Below are 17579 nucleotides of genomic sequence, written 5' to 3'. Positions count from 1 at the left end.
CGGCCTGAGGGCCGTTCCAGGGCTGGCGGGCGTCCCCGGGAGGCGGCAAGCCCGCGCAGCGTGGGGCCCCGCCATTTTCCGAGTCAAGCCTTGAGCGCTTCGATCCGAAGCGTGTCGCCGTCCAGCCGGACCAGCGCGGGCTGGTTCTGCAGCGTGCGGTCCAGCTTGTCCTCGACGACGCGGTAGACGCCGGCCACGGCCAGCAGTTCGGCATCCAGGTGCGTCGTGAAGATGCGGGCCGAGGTGTCGCCGCGCGCGCCGGCCATGGCCTTGCCGCGCAGAGGGCCGTAGATGTGGACGTTGCCGTCGGCGATGACTTCGGCGCCCTGGCTCACCATGCCGATCACCACCAGGTCCGTGTGGCGGGCGTAGACCCGCTGGCCGGACCGCAGGGGCTTGGTGATGACCAGCGCCGAAGACGAGTGCGGGGCGGCGGGCGTGGGGGTGGGGGCCGAGGTGGCGCCGCTGGCTTCGCGCGCGGGCAGGGGCTCGTCGTCCGTCTTGCCTGCGGCGGGCGGTTCCGCTTCGGCAGCGGCTTCGGTGGGGGCGGGCGCGGTTTCTACCGCGGCGGCCGGCACCGACGGCACGGGAGTGGCGACGTCGTTGGGCGGCGCGGTATCGACCACCGGGGCGGGGCGGGCGACGGGCGTGGACAGCTCCACCGGCGTCAGGCCGGCCGCGAGGGCGGCTTCCAGGTTGGCGCCTTCGGCCACGACGCCGATCGGGGGCAGGTTATGGCCCCGCAGCGCCGCCACCAGAGCGGCCCAGTCGACGGTTTCGTCGACGCGGCTGGCGTCGATGACCACGGGCTCATTTTCGAAGAAGCTGCCGGCGTCGGTCATGCGCTTGGCGAGCGCGGCTTCCAGGCGTTCGGGGTCGGCGCTATGCAGGACCACCCTGATGGCATACAGAGTGGCGCTTTTGAAATCCAGGGCTAGGGGTTCAGTGTTCATCTTGGTTTTGGCTGGCGGTCCGGGCGCCTGAAACAGGGGCGCTCAACCGGCTGCGGGATGTCGGGCATGATAACCCGCCGGTGCGCGGTCGGACATGAAATGAGCCCCCCACGCCGCGCCCGCTGCGCGGGCTAGCTGCCCCCCCGAGGGGGGCGTTTTCATCTTGGGGCGGCCATACGATGAAAAAGGCGCCTTTCGGCGCCTTTTTCATCGCAGCGCGGACGCGCATGCTCAGCCCTGGGCCCAGGAATCGCGCAGCGTCACGATGCGGTTCAGCACCGGCGCCTCGGGCGTGGAGTCCTTCTGGTCGGCCACGAAATAGCCCAGGCGCTCGAACTGCCAGGTGGCGCCGGGGGAGGCCACGGTGCCCGGCTCCAGCCATGCCGTGACGGTCTGCTTGGAGTTGGGGTTCAGGCAGGTCAGGAAGTCCTTGTCGCCGGCATCGGGGCGGGCGTCGGCGAACAGGCGGTCGTAGAGATGGATCTGGGCGGGCACCGCGTGGGCGGCGCTGACCCAGGTGATGTTGCCCTTGACCTTGACGCTATCGGCGCCCGGCGTGCCGCTCTTGGTGTCCGGCAGGTATTCGGCGTGGACTTCGACGACTTCGCCGGCCTCGTTCTTGGTGAAGCCGGTGCAGCGCACCACGTAGCCGTACTTCAGGCGCACGGTGTTGCCCGGGAACAGCCGGAAGTACTTCTTGGGGGCTTCTTCGCGGAAGTCGTCGCGTTCGATCCAGAGCTCGCGCGACAGCGGGAATTCGCGCACCCCGGCTTCCGGATCATGCGGGTTGCGCGGTGCGGTGCAGATCTCGGTCTGGCCTTCCGGGTAGTTGGTGATGATCAGCTTGATCGGGTCCAGCACGGCCACGGAACGGGCGGCGATCGGATCCAGGTCGTCGCGCACGGCCTGCTCGAGCAGGCTGTAATCGATGCGGGAGTCGGACTTGGACACGGCCGTGCGTTCGCAGAACAGGCGGATCGACGCCGGCGTGTAGCCGCGGCGGCGCAGCCCGAAAAGCGTGGGCATGCGGGGATCGTCCCAGCCGTCCACGTAGCCTTCGCGCACCAGTTGCAGCAGCTTGCGCTTGCTGGTGACCACGTAGCTGAGGTTCAGGCGGGCGAACTCGTACTGGTGCGGCAGCGGCTGGGCGAGCTTGCCCAGTTCCGCGAGGCGCGCGAGGATCCAGTCGTAGAACGGACGCTGGTCTTCGAACTCCAGCGTGCAGACGCTGTGCGTGATGCCTTCCAGCGCGTCTTCGACCGGATGGGCCCAGCTGTACATCGGATAGATGCACCATTGGTCGCCCGTGCGGTGGTGGGTCGCGTGGCGCACGCGGTACATCACCGGATCGCGCATGTTGATGTTGGGCGAAGCCATGTTGATCTTCGCGCGCAGCACCAGGCTGCCGTCGGGATGCTTGCCGTCGCGCATTTCGCGCAGCAGCGCGAGCGATTCCGCGGCGGGGCGGTCGCGCCAGGGCGAATTGACGCCCGGTTCGGTCAGCGTGCCGCGGTTGGCGCGGATTTCGTCGGCGCTTTGCTCGTCCACGTAGGCGTGGCCGGCCTCGATCAGCGCTTCGGCGAATTCATACATATAGCCGAAATAGTCGCTGGCGAAGTACAGGTTGTCGTTGCCGTCGGCCTTCCAGTCGAAGCCCAGCCAGTGCACGGCCTCGATGATGGCGTCGACGTATTCCTGGTCTTCCTTTTCAGGGTTGGTGTCGTCGAAGCGCAGGTGGCAGACGCCGCCGAAATCGCGGGCCAGGCCGAAGTTCACGCAAATGCTCTTGGCGTGGCCGATGTGCAGGTAGCCGTTGGGCTCCGGCGGAAAGCGCGTGCGGATGCGGGCCGGATCCGGGTCGCCTTGCTGCTGAAACGCCGCCGGGCCGGGCTTGCCCGCCCAGCGCTTGCCAGCGAAGCGATTGGCTTCGAGGTCGTCTTGGACGATGTTCAGCAGGAAATTCGATGCGGCAGGGGTCGGCGTCGTGGCGGAGGTCATTCTTGAAAGAATAGGAAAAAGCAGCGACAAAGAGTCAATTTTGCCACGTTCCGCAGGCGGCCTCTTTTCCGGGCGCGTGCAACCGGCGCGTGCAACCGGTTTCAAACTGGCCCCACAGTCTTGTAACTGGCTCTACACTACGGGCCATCATGGACATATCCACCTTATCCCTGGCCCGTGCGCAGTTCGTGGCCAGCCTGAGTTTCCTGGCACTGTTCCTGGCCGTCTCCCTGGCGCTCGCCTGGGTGTTGCTGTTCTTCAAGATACGGGCCCGCTGGTCCGGCCACGGCGGCTGGACGGCCGCCTACCGTTTCTGGGTGCGCATATTCGCGCTGGCCTTCGTGCTGACGCTGGCGGCCAGCGTGCCGGTGCTGATCCAGATCGGCAGCCTGTGGGCGGGGCTGATGGACAAGATCGGCAATGTGGCGGGCCCCTTGCTGGGCTACGGCATCCTGTCGGCCTTCATCCTGAAGTCCTGTTTCCTGGGCGTCATGCTGTTCGGCCAGCGGCGCGTTTCCGACGGCGCCCATACGCTGGCGGTGCTGATGGTGGCGGTGGGGCAGCTGGTGGCCGTGTTCTGGGTGCTGGCCCTGCAATCCTGGATGCAGACGCCGGACGGCGCCCTGCTGGTGGATGGCCGCTACCAGGTCTACGACTGGGCGGCGGTGGTGCTGAACCCCTCGGTGGGCTGGCGCATGGCCGTGGTGGCGGTGGGCGCGGCGCTGGCCGCCTCCTTTCTGATGATGGGCGTGACCGCGCTGCAGGCGTTGCGGCGCCCGCTGGGCGACGGCGAGCGCAGCGCATTCAAGACCGCGCTGGTCGTCGCGGCGCTGGCTTCCGTCATGCAGCTGCCGGTGGCCACGGGCGCCGGGCAACTGGTCGCCAAGCTGCAGCCCGCCAAGGCGGCCGCGGCCGCCGGCTTCTGGGAAAGCGGCGCCGAGCCGAAACTGGTGCTGTTCGGCTGGCCGGACGCCCGCAATCATACGAACCTGGCCGACATCACCCTGCGCAACGCGGGCGGCATGTGGCTGCACCGCAATCCGGACGGCACCTACCAGGGCCTGGACAAGTATTCCGGCATGCTGCCGCCCGTCGCGCTGACCTTCTGGTCGCTGCGCGTGGCGGCCGGGCTGGGCCTTCTGATGCTGGCCGTGGCCTGGGTGACCTTCCTGTGGACGTTCCGGCGGGGGCTGGATCCTTCCACGTTGCCGCGCTGGTGGCAGCGCGTCGTGTGCGGCATGATGTTCTCCGGCGGCATCGCCGTCGTGGCCGGATGGTGGGTGTCCGTCATCGGCCTGCAGCCGTTCGCGGTGAACGGCACCATCACGCAGTCCGAGGTGCTGGGTTCGGTGTCTTCCAGCACCGTCCTCTACGGCCTGGTCGGCTACGGCGTGCTGTACGCGCTGCTGCTGGCCGCGTTCGCCGGCATGTTGTTCCACGCGGCGCGCTATGGCGTCGTGCCCGTGCGCAAACTGGGTGGAGGCGCGCCATGATCGCCATGCTGGCCGCTTCGCAAGGGCTGAACGCCGACGATCCTTCGTTCTGGATGCCGCTGGCCTTCATGGGGTTGCTGTTCGTGGTGATCGCCGCGGGCATGGTGCTGGACGGCTTCGACCTGGGCGTGGGCATTCTGTTGCAACTGGCGCCGGAGCACGAGCGCGGCCGCATGATGAGCCTGTTGAGCCCGTGGCGGGATGCCAATGAATTCTGGCTGTTGCTGGGCATGGGGTTGTTCGCCGCGGCGTTTCCCTTCGCCTGGGGCGCGGTGCTGGGCAAGCTCTACGGGCCGCTCACCTGCATGGTGCTGGGCGTGGTGCTGCGCAGCGTCGCGTTCGAATTCCGCATCCGCGCGCGCAACGAAATGAAGCCGCGGTGGATCTTCGCGTTCTGGGCGGGCTCGCTGATCACCGCGTTCGGCCAGGGCATGATGCTTGGCCGGATCGCGACCGGCTACCAGTCGGATGCCGGCTACGGCTGGTTCTCCATGTTCGTCGGCCTGTGCGCGGTGGCGGCTTACGTCCTGCTCGGCGCTTCCTGGCTGGTCATGCGGGTGGAGGGCGACCTGCAGCGCCGCGCCGCCAACTGGGCGCGCCACGCCATCCGCTGGACGGCGGTCGGCATGGTGGCGATCGCGGTAACGCTGGGGCTGGCCAACGCCGGCATCTTCTATAAATGGAGCAACATCGCCCACCTGAGCCTGGCCGCAACGGTCTGGCTGCTGATGCTGGCCGGCTTCGTGGCGGCGGAAATGCTGCTGGCGCGGATGCCGGGCAGGGCGGACCGCTTCAGCTGGCTGCCCTTCGTGCTGTGCGTGGCCCTGTTCCTCCTGATGCTCAGCGGCCTGGCCTACAGCCTGTTCCCCTACCTGATCCTGGACGACATGACGCTATGGGACGGCGCGGGCGCGCTGGGCTCGATGCGCCTCGTCATGGCGGGCGCGGTCGTGGGGATCCCCGTGGTGCTGGTATTCAACATCCTGGCCTACCGCTCGGTGTTCGGCAAGGAGCGCGCTCCGGTGCCGCTCCTGCCGCCACCGGGCTGAGCGCGCCTACAGGACCGGCCTGGCGACTCGCTGCAGGATTTCCTCGCCGTAGGCCTCCAGCTTGCGGGCGCCAACGCCGCTGATGTGGCTAAGGGCGTCCATCGAGTCGGGCTGGGCCAGCGCGATCTCGCGCAGCGTGGCGTCATGGAAAATGACGTAGGCGGGCACGCCGTGGCTCTTGGCCACCTCGCCGCGCCAGGCGCGCAGCGCCTCGAAGACGGGCTGCAGCTCGGCCGGCAGGTCGATGGCCGCCGCCTTGGCGCGTCCGCCGCCGGTCTTGCCCGAGCGCGTCTTTTTCTCCGATTCCCGGCGCAGCATCAGCTGCCGTTCGCCCTTCAGCACGGCGCGGCTGCCTTCCGTCAGGGCCAGGGTGCCGAAGCCTTCGTGATCCACGGTCAGCAGGCCCTGGGCCAGCAACTGGCGCAGCACACCGCGCCAGGCGGTGTCGCTGAGGTCGGCGCCCACGCCGAACACGCTCAGCGTTTCGTGGCCGTGCTGCTTGGTGCGCTCGGTGACCTTGCCGCGCAGGATGTCGATGATGTGCCCCGCGCCATAGCGCTGGCCGCGTTCCTTCCACAGGCGGTAGACGGCGGACAGCACCTTCTGCGCCGCGACCGTGCCGTCCCAGGCCTGGGGCGGATCCAGGCAGACGTCGCAGTTGCCGCAGGCCGTGATCTGCTGGCCGAAATAGGCCAGCAGGCGCACGCGCCGGCATTCCACGGTTTCGCACAGCCCGAGCATGGCGTCGAGCTGCTGGCCGAGACGCCGTCGGTAGGCTTCTTCGCCGGGCGATTCGTCGATCATGCGACGCTGCTGCACCACGTCCTGCAGGCCGTAGGCCAGCCAGGCCGTGGCGGGCAGGCCGTCGCGGCCGGCGCGCCCGGTTTCCTGGTAATAGCCTTCCACGGACTTGGGCAGGTCGATGTGGGCCACGAAGCGCACGTCGGGCTTGTCGATGCCCATGCCGAACGCGATGGTCGCCACCATGACCACCCCGTCCTCGCGCAGGAAGCGGGCCTGGTTGGCGGCGCGCACCTGCGGGCTGAGCCCGGCGTGGTAGGGCATGGCGTCGATGCCCTGATTGCACAGGAACTCCGCGGTTTCTTCCACGCGGGCCCGCGACAGGCAATACACCACGCCCGATTCGCCCTCGTGTTCGGCGCGGATCATTTCCAGCAGCTGCTTGCGCACTTCGTTCTTTTCGATGATGCGGTAGCGGATGTTGGGGCGGTCGAAGCTGGCGACGAAGTGGCGCGCATCGTCCAGCGACAGGCGCTGGGCGATTTCGCGGCGGGTGTCCTCGGTGGCGGTCGCGGTGAGCGCGATCCGGGGCACGTCGGGCCAGCGCTCGTGCAGCATCGACAGGCCCAGGTATTCCGGCCGGAAATCGTGGCCCCATTGGGACACGCAGTGGGCTTCGTCGATCGCGAACAGCGCGATGCGGCCGCGTTCCAGCAGTTGCAGGCAGCGGTCGGTCAGCAGGCGTTCGGGCGCCACGTAGAGCAGGTCCAGCTCGCCGGCCAGGAAAGCCTGTTCGACGTCGCGGGCCACCCGCCATTCCTGCGTGGAGTTCAGGAAGGCCGCGCGCACGCCGAGTTCGGTCAGGGCGTCGACCTGGTCCTGCATCAGCGCGATCAGCGGGGAGACGACGATGCCGGTGCCTTCGCGCACCAGCGAGGGCACCTGGTAGCAGAGCGACTTGCCGCCGCCGGTGGGCATGAGGACCAGCGCGTCGCCGCCGCCGATCACCTGTTCGACAATGGCTTGCTGGTCGCCGCGGAAGGATTCGTAACCGAAAACGCGCTGCAATACGCTGAGGGCGCGCGCGTCAGACATGGGGGTAGGCCGGGAGCATCATGGCAGGGATTTTAAGCCCCAATTCCGGCGGCCTCCTTCCGAAGGGGGATTTCCGTCCCCGGGGCGTTCTTCCTACCAGCTCAGCCAGGTGCCGCGCATGAAGGTGTCGACCGGCATGCTCAGGTTGGCGCGCCATTCGTAGTCGCCCGATACGATGTCGCGGTCGGCGCCCACCGCCAGCTTCACCTTGGGAGCGACGAACATGCTGTGGGACAGTCCCACGCGCTGTTCCGCCAGGACGGAGCCCTCCCGCAGCCCGGAGTAGGTGCCGCTGAGCGTGCCCCAGCCGGTAATGGGTACGCCCGCCGACAGCGTGTTGCGGGTCTGCGCGGTGGAGGCCACGCCGCCGGAGTACGTGGACAGGTCGCCGAAGCCCGCGCCGGTCTGCTCGGCCGTGTAGCCCAGGTTGACGGTATCGGCCACGTCCACGCTGTAGCCGAAGCGGTAGCGCCAGGCGTTGACCGCATCGAAGGAGCTTTGCGTGGCTCCGGCCTGGAAGGTGCCGTATTCGCCGGCAGTGTAGGTGGTGCCCATGCCGCGCGTGGTGAGGGAAGGCGCGCTCTGCATCTGCCCTTCCAGGGTCAGCACGGGCGTGAGACCGTAGCGCACGCTGCCGCTGCCCACCGAGGCGCCGTAATCGACGGCGCCCGAACGGGCCGCGGGATCCATGTTGTTGAGAAGCCCCAGCGATGAGGAATAGCCGAAGCTGCCCTCGGGGACGGTGGAGCCCGAGCCGGCCCAGTTCGAGATCTGCAGGCCGCCCACCGGGGCGCCGCTGCCCCAGGCCGGCGAGTTGGCCGTGATGTTGCCCACGGAGAGGGAGGGGCCCGACGCGCTGCGGTAGACCCAGTTGCGGCTGCCGCCGTAGCGCAGGCCCTCCTGGCTGCCGACCGAGGAGAACCAGGGCCGCGGCGGGCGCGACACGCCGGAAATGACGACGACGGGCACGCGGGGGAAGTCTCCGTCTTCCAGCGCGAAGGAGTAATCGGGCGCGGCCTCTTCGGGAGTGGTGAGCACCGGGCAGTCCGCCGGCTGCGGCCGGACGCCGCCCGACAGCGCGGCGCCGGTGCCCGGAACTCCCAGGTCCAGGCCCTCGATATCGCCCGAGCCGCGGACCGAGGTGTCCACCGCGGGCTCCATCGTCTGCAGCTCGCAGGGGGACGGATCCAGGGGCACCGCGCGCGATTCCAGGGACGGAGCGGGGCGGACGGGAATGGGCTGGACCGGCGCCAGGGCGCCGATGCCCCGCGCCCAGCCGGCGGGCGAGCCGGACGGCGGCAGGAGGGCGTCCGGCGATCCGCCGAGCGCCGGGGCCAGCGGCAAGGCGGCGCCGGCCGCCAGCGCGGCGCGCAACAGCCATTTTCGCCGGATGATTGCAGGGGCGATCATAGGAACAGTGTAGAGAGGGGGCGCCACGTATGCTGTAAACGTTCTTTAGCGGGCGGTGGCGGCGGACCGGCATTTATTTTATCGCCCGGACCGCCTTGGGATAAATGCGCCCGAAACGGCTTCCAACATCGTGCAACAGGTATATTTCAGTTGATTTCCTGCCTCTTGCGGCGGGGCGCGGCGCACCGCACTATGGCATCCATGGACAATCCCCACACCAAGTTGCTGGTCGTCGACGACGACCCGGCCCTGCGGCAGCTGCTTGCCGACTACCTGAACCGGCACGGCTACGACACGCTGCTGGCGCCGGACGCCACCGACCTGTCTGCCCGCATCACCCGCTACGCCCCCGACCTGCTGGTGCTCGACCGCATGCTGCCCGGGGGCGATGGCGCGGACGCCTGTCGCCGCCTGCGCGAGCAGGGCGAGGACATTCCCGTCATTCTGCTGACCGCCCGCGACGAGGCCGTGGACCGCATCATCGGCCTGGAAGCGGGGGCCGACGATTACGTCGGCAAGCCTTTCGATCCGCGCGAACTGCTGGCCCGCATCGAAGCCGTGCTGCGCCGCAAGCGCGGCCCGTCCGCCTTGACCAAGGACGCGCCGGTCTCGTTCGGCCCCTTCGTCTTCGACCCGTCCACGCGCCAGCTGTCGCGCGAGGGCACCGTGGTCAAGCTTACCGGGGGCGAGATCAACCTGCTGGAGGCGCTGGTGCGCAACGCCGGCAAGCCGCTGTCGCGCGAACGCCTGCTGGCCCTGGCGCGCGACGACGACGCCGGCGAGCGCAACGACCGGGCCATCGACATCGCCATCCTGCGCCTGCGACGCGTGATCGAGGACGATCCCAAGCAGCCGCGCTGGATCCAGACCGTCTGGGGAATCGGCTACCGGTTTTCGCCCTGATGCGCTTCTCTCCTGGTTTTCTGGTGCCGCGGTCGCTGCGGGCGAGACTGATCCTGCTGATCCTGGGGTCGGTCCTGCTGACGCAGGCCGCCACGCTGGTGACGGTGTCCTACTTCCGCCACAAGTTCATGGAAGACGTGGCCATCGGCTACATCACCACCACCATCCGCACGCTGCGCGCCGCCGTGTCGCAGGTGCCGGCGGAGGAGCGCGCCGATTTCGTGCGCACGGCTTCGCAGAACCAGTGGCGCCTGTGGTCGCGGGTCCTGCCGGCCGAAGCCAAGCTGCAGCGCTTCAATGGGCGCCGTCAGCCTCCGCCGCCCAAGCCCGCCCCCCGTCCTCCTCCGCAACCTCCGTCGGCCGACGCGCAATTGCACGGGCCGCCCGCGCCGCCGCCTCCCGAAGTGCGCGACGAGGAGCGCTCCGCCGAGCAGCGCGCGCGCGAGCACGAAGAGCACATGCGGCGCTACAAGCCCGAGCCGGACGACATCCGCCGCGACCTCCGGGGGCTGGTGCAGCAGCTCAACGAGCGCTTGAATGACGGCACTCGCGTCGCGCTGTCGCGGGGGCCCACGCCGGAGATCTTCATTTCGCTGGCGCCGAACTCGGCCAGCGAAGACGTGCCGCGCCTGCGCGAATGGCTGGTGATCCCGCTGGACCGGCTGGATCCGCCGGTGGCCACGCCCTTCATCGCCGCCTGGCTGGGCGGCCTGGGCCTGCTGCTGTTGCTGGCCGTGGGTTTTTCCTGGCACATCACGCGTCCGATCACCCGGCTTGCCGACGCCGCCGACCAGCTGGCCGCGGGGCAGCCGCAGCGCGTCGAACCTTCCGGCCCGCATGAAACCCGAGTGCTGGGCGAGCGCTTCAACGCCATGCTGGACGCGCTGTCCGAATCCGACTCGGTGCGCCGGACCTTGCTGTCCGGCCTGCCGCACGATCTGAAGGGGCCGCTGTCCCGGATGTGGCTGCGCATCGAGCTGGCCGACGACTCCAAACTCAAGGAGGGGCTGCGCGCCGATCTGCAGGACATGCAGCACATGGTCGACCAATTCATCGGCTTCGTGCGGGGGACCGACCCCGCCGCCTACCGCTACGCGTCCATGGTCCTGGGAGACTGGCTGACCGAACGCGTGGGGGCCTGGCAGGGCGCAGGCACCGACATCCACTTGCGCAGCGCCACGGACGAGGACGCGGCGCTGGTGGTGCAGGCGGACGCCGTGGCGTTGGGGCGCCTGCTGGACAACCTGATCGGCAACGCCCTGAACCACGGCGCGCCGCCGGTCGACGTCACGCTGCGCCGCGAGGGACGCTTCGCGGTGCTGGACGTGGCCGACCATGGCGCCGGCATCGTGCCGGAACGACGCCAGGAGGCCCTGCGCCCGTTCAGCCGGCTCGACGACGCGCGCACGCGCACCGGCAGCGTGGGGCTGGGCCTGGCCCTGGCCGAGGCCATCGCGCGCGCGCATGGCGGGTCGCTGGAGCTGCGCGAGGCGGAGTCCGGCGGCCTGTGCGTGCGGGTCAAGCTGCCCTTGTCCGAAGCCGCCTGACGCCCGGGCAGGGACCGGGCCGCCCCCAGGGCGGCCCGTCCTTACGGTACGATGCATCCTGCTTCGTCCTTTGCCGTTTCCGCACCATGGCCATCCAGTCCGATTCGCTTTCCTCCCGCCCCGACGCCCCCCGTATCGTGGCGCCGCAGCCGGTGTCTCCCAACGAGGAGTCGATCGAACGCGCCCTGCGGCCCAAGGCGCTGGAGGAATACGTGGGCCAGCAGCGCGCCCGCGAACAGCTCGAAATCTTCATCGCCGCCGCCCGCAAGCGCGGGGAGGCGCTGGACCACGTGCTGCTGTTCGGCCCGCCGGGCCTGGGCAAGACCACGCTGGCCCACATCATCGCGCATGAAATGGGCGTGCAGCTGCGCCAGACGTCCGGCCCGGTCCTGGAGCGGCCCGGCGATCTGGCGGCGCTGCTGACCAACCTCGAAAAGAACGACGTCCTGTTCATCGACGAAATCCATCGCCTGTCGCCGGTGGTCGAGGAAATCCTCTATCCGGCGCTGGAAGATTTCCAGATCGACATCCTGATCGGCGAGGGGCCCGCCGCGCGCAGCGTGAAGCTGGACCTGCAGCCCTTCACCCTGGTGGGCGCCACCACCCGCGCCGGCATGCTGACCAACCCGCTGCGCGACCGATTCGGCATCGTGTCGCGGCTGGAGTTCTACAACGCCGCTGATCTCGGCCGTATCGTGACGCGCAGCGCGGGCCTGCTGAACGCTGGCATCACGCCGGACGGCGCCGCCGAGGTGGCGCGCCGCGCCCGCGGCACGCCGCGCATCGCCAACCGGCTGCTGCGCCGCGTGCGCGACTATGCCGAGGTCAAGGCGGGCGGCACCATCGACGCGGACGTCGCCGGCCGCGCGCTGGCCATGCTCGAAGTGGACCCGCAAGGCCTGGACCTGATGGACCGCAAGCTGCTCGAGGCCATCGTCCACAAGTTCGACGGCGGGCCCGTCGGCGTGGACAGCCTGGCGGCGGCCATCGGCGAAGAGCGCGATACGATCGAAGACGTCATCGAACCCTATCTGATCCAGCACGGCTACTTGCAGCGCACGCCGCGCGGCCGCACCGCCACCCTGACGACCTGGCGCCACCTGGGGCTGACGCCGCCCGCCGGCACGGCCAGCGGGTCCGGCGACCTCTTCGGAAAATAGGGGCGCGCCGCCGCCCGCGGGGGCGCGGCGGGTTTATCATCCTGGGGTTCCGTTTCCCTTTCGCGACCAAAGGACCGAATTCCCATGCAGCCCGAATTGCCCACTTTCGATGACGTCGCGCGCGCCAGCGAGCGCCTGGCCGGCAACGCGCACCGCACGCCTGTCTTGACCTCGGCCACCGCCGACGCGATCACCGGCGCCTCGGTGTTCTTCAAATGCGAGAACTTCCAGCGCATGGGCGCCTTCAAGTTCCGCGGCGGGTACAACGCCATCGCGCGCCTGACGCCCGAACAGCGGGCCGCCGGCGTGGTGACCTTCTCGTCGGGCAACCATGCGCAGGCCATCGCCCTGGCGTCCAGGCTGCAAGGCGTGCAGGCCACCATCATCATGCCGCTGGACGCGCCCGCGGCCAAGCGCGCCGCCACCGAAGGCTATGGCGGCAAGATCGTCACCTACGACCGCTACACCGAAGACCGCGAGGCCATCGCTCGCCGCATCCATGCCGAGACGGGCGCCACGCTGATTCCGCCCTACGACCACGAGGACGTGATCGCCGGCCAGGGCACCGCGGCCAAGGAGCTGTTCGAGGAAGTCGGCGAACTGGATTACCTGTTCGTCTGCCTGGGCGGCGGCGGCCTGCTGGCCGGGTCGGCCCTGTCGGCCTACGCGCTCAGCCCGCGCTGCCTGGTCTACGGGGTCGAGCCCGAGGCCGGCAACGATGGCCAGCAATCCTTGCGCAAAGGTGAAATCGTCCGAATTCCGGCGCCCAAGACGCTGGCCGACGGCGCCGCCACGACGCACCTGGGCAACCTGACCTTCCCGCTCATCCAGAAGCACGTCCGCGACATCGTCACCGTGACGGACGAACAGCTGATCGCCACCATGAAATTCTTCGCCGAGCGCATGAAGATGGTGGTGGAGCCCACCGGCTGCCTGGGGGCGTCCGCCGTCATGCAGAACGTGGTGCCGGTGCGCGGCGCCCGGGTCGGCGTCATCATCAGCGGCGGCAACGTCGATCTTCCGGCCTACGCCAAGCTGCTGGCGGCCTGACGCGGCTGCGGCGGCCCTTGGGCAGGGCCGCCGATATGCGCTTGCGGTTGCCGCCCTTGCAGGGCAGAATCGGGGCTGAATCCTGACGAACAGGGGCTGCGACATGCGTATCCTTGTCATCGGCGGCACCGGTTTCATCGGTCGTCACCTGGTAGCGCGGCTTTCCGCCGATCAGCATCAGATCATCGTGCCCACCCGCCGTTACAGCCGCGGGCGCGATCTGCAGATTCTTCCCTCCATCACCCTGCTCGAATGCGACGTCCATGACGACGCCACGCTGGACCGCCTGGCGCAGGGCTGCGATGCGGTCGTGAACCTGGTGGGCATCCTGCACGGCAACGCCGGCCGCCCCTACGGTTCGGACTTTGCGAGGGCGCACGTGCTTCTGCCCCAGCGCATCGCGCAGGCCTGCCGCCGCCAGGGCGTGCCCCGCATGCTGCACATCAGCGCGCTGGGCGCGGACTCGAACGGCGGCAGCATGTACCAGCGCTCCAAGGGCGACGGCGAAGCGGCCATCAAGAAGGAATTCGCGGACGGGCAGCAGGGCGGATGGACGATATTCCGTCCTTCCGTGGTCTTCGGCGCCGACGACCAGTTCACCAATATGTTCGCCCGGCTCGCGCGCTGGCTGCCCGTGCTGCCGCTGGCAGGCGCCCACGCGCGCATGCAGCCGGTATATGTGGGCGACGTGGTGACCGCCCTGGCGTCGGCGCTGGGCAATGCGCAGACCTCCGGCAAGACTTACGAATTGGGCGGCCCCCAGGTCTATACGCTGGGCGAGATCGCGCGCCTGTGCGCCGCCTGGAGCGGCCATCCCCGGCCGGTGGTCAGCATGCCGATGGGCGTGGGCCGCATGCAGGCAGCGTTGTTCGAGTGCCTGCCGGGCAGGCCGCTGATGTCGCGCGACAACCTGGATTCCCTGCGCCGCGACAATGTCTGCGCGGGGCCGATGGCCCCCGAACTCCACGTGGTGCCGACTGGCCTGGAGGCCGTGGCGCCGCGCTACTTGTAATCAGCGCACCAGCGCCTTCAGCGCCTGCTTGATGCCGTCCGACACGCCCACTCCTTCCGGCAGCGTCTTCAGGGCCGACAGCGATTCCTTTTCGGAGTAGCCCAGCGCCAGCAGGGCGTTCAGGATATCGGACTGGTTGTCCGGCGCGGCGTGCGCGGTGGCGCCGATGTCCGCGCCCAGCTTGCCGCGCATTTCGAGCAGCAGGCGTTCCGCCGTCTTCTTGCCGATGCCGGGCACGCGGGTCAGGCGGCCCGATTCCTGCAAGGTAATGGCCTGGGCCAGGTCCGCCACCGACAGCCCGGACAGCACCGACAGCGCCGTGCGCGCGCCGATGCCGCTGACCTTGATGAGTTCACGGAAGGCGCTGCGTTCCCCGGCCGTGGCGAAGCCATAGAGGATGTGGGCGTCCTCGCGCACCGTCAGGTGCGTGTACAGCGTGACGCGCGCGCCGGTATCCGGCAGGGAGTACAGCGTGCTCATGGGCACGTCGATGTCGTAGCCCAGACCGCCCACGTCCACGCAGATCGTGGGCGGGAGTTTTTCGATCAGGGTTCCGGTAATGCGTCCGATCATGGTGATTGAAGGCCTGGCGATGGTGGGGCCGCTGGATGCGCGGCGAATCCGGGGATTCTATACGCCTATGCGCGAGGACGCGCGAAAGCTAAGGAGAGGCGTTCAGCCGACCAGGCGGCCGTTGCGGATGCGGGTCTTGCCGCTCATGCGCAGGCTGGTGCCCAGGCGCTCGAGTTTTTCCTGCACGGGCCCGGCATGGGCGTGGCAGATCGCGCAGGCCAGCGCGTCGGCCGAGTCGGGCGAGGGCGACCCGTCCAGCGCCAGCAGATGCTGGACCATCATCTGCACCTGCTCCTTGGCGGCGCGGCCGGTGCCCACCACGGCCTTCTTGATCTGCAGCGCGGTGTACTCGTGCACGGCCAGGGAGCTGTCGGCCAGCGCGCACAGGGCGGCGCCGCGCGCCTGGCCCAGCAGCAGCGTGGAGGCCGGGTTGGTGTTCAGGAAGATGATTTCGAGCGCGGCCACGTCGGGTTGCGTGTCGCGCGCCACCTGGCGCAGGTTGTCCAGGATGACCTTGAGGCGTTCGGAGAGAGTCAGCGCCGGCGGGACCACGATGGTCCCGCTGGCGACATAGCGCAGCCGCGGGCCGTCGGCATCGATCACACCGAAGCCGGTGCGGCGCAAGCCGGGATCGATGCCGAGGACGCGCATCAGTGGCGGAAGTGGCGGGTGCCGGTCAGCACCATGGCGATGCCGTGCTCGTCGGCCGCCGCGATGACTTCATCGTCGCGCACGCTGCCGCCGGGCTGGATCACGCAGGTCGCGCCCGCCGCCACCACCACGTCCAGGCCGTCGCGGAACGGGAAGAAGGCGTCGGAGGCCACGGCCGAGCCCTTCAGGGTCAGGCCGGCGTTCTCCGCCTTGATGGACGCGATGCGGGCCGAGTCGATGCGGCTCATCTGGCCGGCGCCCACGCCCAGGGTCATGCCGCCGCCCACGAACACGATGGCGTTGGACTTGACGTACTTGGCGACCTTCCAGGCGAAGGCCAGGTCGTTCATTTCCTGTTCGGTGGGCTGGCGCTTCGTGACCACCTTCAGAGCATCGCGCGGGACGTTGTAGGCGTCCGGGCTCTGCACCAGCCAGCCGCCGCCCACGCGCTTGATGTCGAACGCGTTCTGGCCCGTGCCCATCGGCACTTCGAGCACACGCACGTTCTTCTTGGCGGCCAGCACGGCCAGCGCCGCGCCGTCATAGGCCGGCGCCAGCAGCACTTCCAGGAACTGCGAGCTGACGGCTTCGGCCGTCGCGGCGTCCACGGGGCGGTTGAAGGCGATGATGCCGCCGAAGGCCGAGGTCGGATCGGTCTTGAAGGCCTGCTGGTAGGCGCCCAGCGTGTCGGCCGCAACCGCCACGCCGCAGGGATTGGCGTGCTTGACGATGACGCAGGCGGGCGCCTCGAAGCTGCGCGCGCATTCCCAGGCGGCGTCGGCGTCCGCGATGTTGTTGTAGGACAGTTCCTTGCCCTGCAGCTGGCGGTAATTGCCCAGCAGGCCGGCCGGACGCTGCGCGTCGACGTAGAAGGCGGCGGTCTGGTGGGGGTTTTCGCCATAGCGCAGCGCCTGTTCCTGCTTGACCTGCAGGGTCAGCGTGCCGGGCCATTCATTGCGGGCCGGCACGGCGTCCTGCTTGGGCTCGGCTTCGGAGAGGCTGGTCAGGTAGGCGGCGATGGCGCCGTCGTAGGCGGCCGTGTGGGCATAGACCTTGGCGGCCAGCGCCAGGCGCAGGCCGTAGGACGTGGTGCCGCCCTTGTCCATTTCCGACAGCACGCGCGAGTAGTCGACGGGGTCGATCACCACCGTCACGCCGCCGCCTTCGGTGCCGTGGTTCTTCGCCGCCGCGCGCAGCATGGCCGGGCCGCCGATGTCGATGTTCTCGACCGCGTCCGCGAAGGTGCAGTCCGGCTTGGCCACGGTTTCGCGGAACGGATACAGATTGACCACCAGCATGTCGATGCGGTCGATGCCCGCTTCCTTGATGGTGGCCATGTGCTCGGCGCTGTCGCGGCGGGCCAGGAGGCCGCCGTGGATCTTCGGGTGCAGCGTCTTGACGCGGCCGTCGAGGATTTCGGGCGAACCGGTGTGGGCGGCCACTTCGGTGACGGTCAGGCCGGAGTCGGCCAGCAACTTGGCGGTGCCGCCGGTCGACAGCAGGCGCACGCCGCGCGCGGCCAGGGCGCGGGCAAATTCAACGATGCCGGTCTTGTCGGACACCGAAAGCAGGGCGGTTTCGATTTTCATGGTGAGGGACGGGAGTGGGGCGGGTGCGCCTTTCTCGTTCTGGTCAGGATGGGAAATCTGGAGGAGCGGACGGCGCGTCGCGGCGCCCGTCCGCGCGGGAAAGCTATACCTGGATATTGTGCGCCAGCAGTTTCTTGCGCAGCGTGTTTCGGGTGATGCCCAGCATTTCGGATGCGCGCGACTGGTTGCCGCCGGACCGCTCCAGCGCCACTTCGAGCACCGGGCGTTCCACGCAACGCATCACCATGTCCCACATGTCGTGGGGCTCGGATTCGCCCAAGTCTTCGAAATAGCGCTCCAGGCTGGCGCGCACGCATTCTTCCAGGACATCTTTCTTGCTCATTTGAGTACAGAT

At 69.0% G+C, this 17579-nt stretch carries 15 protein-coding genes; 7 read left to right on the top strand and 8 right to left on the bottom strand.

The features are described from left to right. Positions 1-83 precede the first annotated feature (83 nt). Together minC and ACN6PJ_RS06560 are read right to left on the bottom strand one after the other, a co-directional pair. Positions 84-953, bottom strand: a complete 870-nt coding sequence (gene minC / locus ACN6PJ_RS06565) for a septum site-determining protein MinC (protein WP_427995071.1) — start codon at positions 951-953, stop codon at positions 84-86. 231 nt (positions 954-1184) lie between these two features. After that, positions 1185-2951, bottom strand: a complete 1767-nt coding sequence (locus tag ACN6PJ_RS06560; RefSeq protein WP_427995070.1) for a glutamine--tRNA ligase/YqeY domain fusion protein — start codon at positions 2949-2951, stop codon at positions 1185-1187. A 149-nt stretch (positions 2952-3100) separates the two neighbouring features. Here ACN6PJ_RS06560 and ACN6PJ_RS06555 point away from each other — a divergent pair, with 149 nt between their 5' ends. Both ACN6PJ_RS06555 and ACN6PJ_RS06550 read left to right on the top strand, forming a co-directional pair. Beyond that, the gene (locus ACN6PJ_RS06555) at positions 3101-4444 is read left to right on the top strand and encodes a cytochrome ubiquinol oxidase subunit I (protein ID WP_427995069.1); all 1344 of its coding nucleotides are present in this window, start codon (positions 3101-3103) and stop codon (positions 4442-4444) included. Further along, a complete protein-coding gene (locus ACN6PJ_RS06550; protein ID WP_427995068.1) occupies positions 4441-5493 on the top strand; it encodes a cytochrome d ubiquinol oxidase subunit II in 1053 nt (350 codons plus the stop codon). Before ACN6PJ_RS06555 ends, ACN6PJ_RS06550 begins: the two co-directional genes overlap by 4 nt. A 6-nt stretch (positions 5494-5499) precedes the next feature. Here the strand turns inward: ACN6PJ_RS06550 and recQ are convergent, their stop codons facing one another. After that, positions 5500-7329, bottom strand: coding sequence for a DNA helicase RecQ (gene recQ, locus ACN6PJ_RS06545; protein WP_427995067.1), 1830 nt, complete (start codon positions 7327-7329; stop codon positions 5500-5502). Positions 7330-7422: 93 nt separating this feature from the next. Then, a complete protein-coding gene (locus ACN6PJ_RS06540) occupies positions 7423-8739 on the bottom strand; it encodes a fimbrial protein (protein WP_427995066.1) in 1317 nt (438 codons plus the stop codon). Positions 8740-8940: 201 nt separating this feature from the next. Between ACN6PJ_RS06540 and ACN6PJ_RS06535 the strand changes: the two genes are divergently transcribed. The 5 genes from ACN6PJ_RS06535 (at position 8941) to ACN6PJ_RS06515 (ending at position 14411) form a co-directional block, all read left to right on the top strand. Next, a complete protein-coding gene (locus ACN6PJ_RS06535) occupies positions 8941-9642 on the top strand; it encodes a response regulator (protein WP_043543889.1) in 702 nt (233 codons plus the stop codon). Beyond that, positions 9642-11189 (top strand): sensor histidine kinase, encoded by a 1548-nt coding sequence (locus ACN6PJ_RS06530; protein ID WP_427995065.1) that lies wholly within the window; start codon positions 9642-9644, stop codon positions 11187-11189. The genes ACN6PJ_RS06535 and ACN6PJ_RS06530 overlap by 1 nt, the downstream gene beginning before the upstream one ends. A gap of 86 nt (positions 11190-11275) precedes the next feature. After that, on the top strand, positions 11276-12349 hold the full coding sequence (gene ruvB / locus ACN6PJ_RS06525) for a Holliday junction branch migration DNA helicase RuvB (protein ID WP_427995064.1): 1074 nt from the start codon (positions 11276-11278) through the stop codon (positions 12347-12349). A gap of 84 nt (positions 12350-12433) precedes the next feature. Then, positions 12434-13399: a threo-3-hydroxy-L-aspartate ammonia-lyase gene (locus tag ACN6PJ_RS06520; RefSeq protein ID WP_427995063.1), complete on the top strand. Its 966-nt coding sequence runs from the start codon at positions 12434-12436 to the stop codon at positions 13397-13399. Between the two features lie 103 nt (positions 13400-13502). Then, complete coding sequence (locus ACN6PJ_RS06515; RefSeq protein WP_427995062.1) at positions 13503-14411, top strand: complex I NDUFA9 subunit family protein; 909 nt, start codon at positions 13503-13505, stop codon at positions 14409-14411. Here ACN6PJ_RS06515 and ruvA read toward each other — a convergent pair whose 3' ends face one another. From ruvA to ACN6PJ_RS06495, 4 genes are all read right to left on the bottom strand, one after another. Further along, a complete protein-coding gene (gene ruvA, locus ACN6PJ_RS06510) occupies positions 14412-14984 on the bottom strand; it encodes a Holliday junction branch migration protein RuvA (protein WP_043543799.1) in 573 nt (190 codons plus the stop codon). It abuts the gene before it with no gap. A 102-nt stretch (positions 14985-15086) separates the two neighbouring features. After that, on the bottom strand, positions 15087-15635 hold the full coding sequence (gene ruvC, locus ACN6PJ_RS06505) for a crossover junction endodeoxyribonuclease RuvC (protein ID WP_427995061.1): 549 nt from the start codon (positions 15633-15635) through the stop codon (positions 15087-15089). After that, positions 15635-17224 (bottom strand): bifunctional phosphoribosylaminoimidazolecarboxamide formyltransferase/IMP cyclohydrolase, encoded by a 1590-nt coding sequence (purH, locus tag ACN6PJ_RS06500; RefSeq protein ID WP_427995060.1) that lies wholly within the window; start codon positions 17222-17224, stop codon positions 15635-15637. The genes ruvC and purH overlap by 1 nt, the downstream gene beginning before the upstream one ends. A 103-nt stretch (positions 17225-17327) precedes the next feature. Then, positions 17328-17567, bottom strand: a complete 240-nt coding sequence (locus tag ACN6PJ_RS06495) for a helix-turn-helix domain-containing protein (RefSeq protein ID WP_006217670.1) — start codon at positions 17565-17567, stop codon at positions 17328-17330. Positions 17568-17579: the final 12 nt, after the last annotated feature.

The organism is Achromobacter sp. (genome assembly GCF_050285585.1).
Taxonomy (GTDB): Bacteria; Pseudomonadota; Gammaproteobacteria; order Burkholderiales; family Burkholderiaceae_B; genus Achromobacter.
This window is presented reverse-complemented; position numbering and strand designations above follow the sequence as displayed.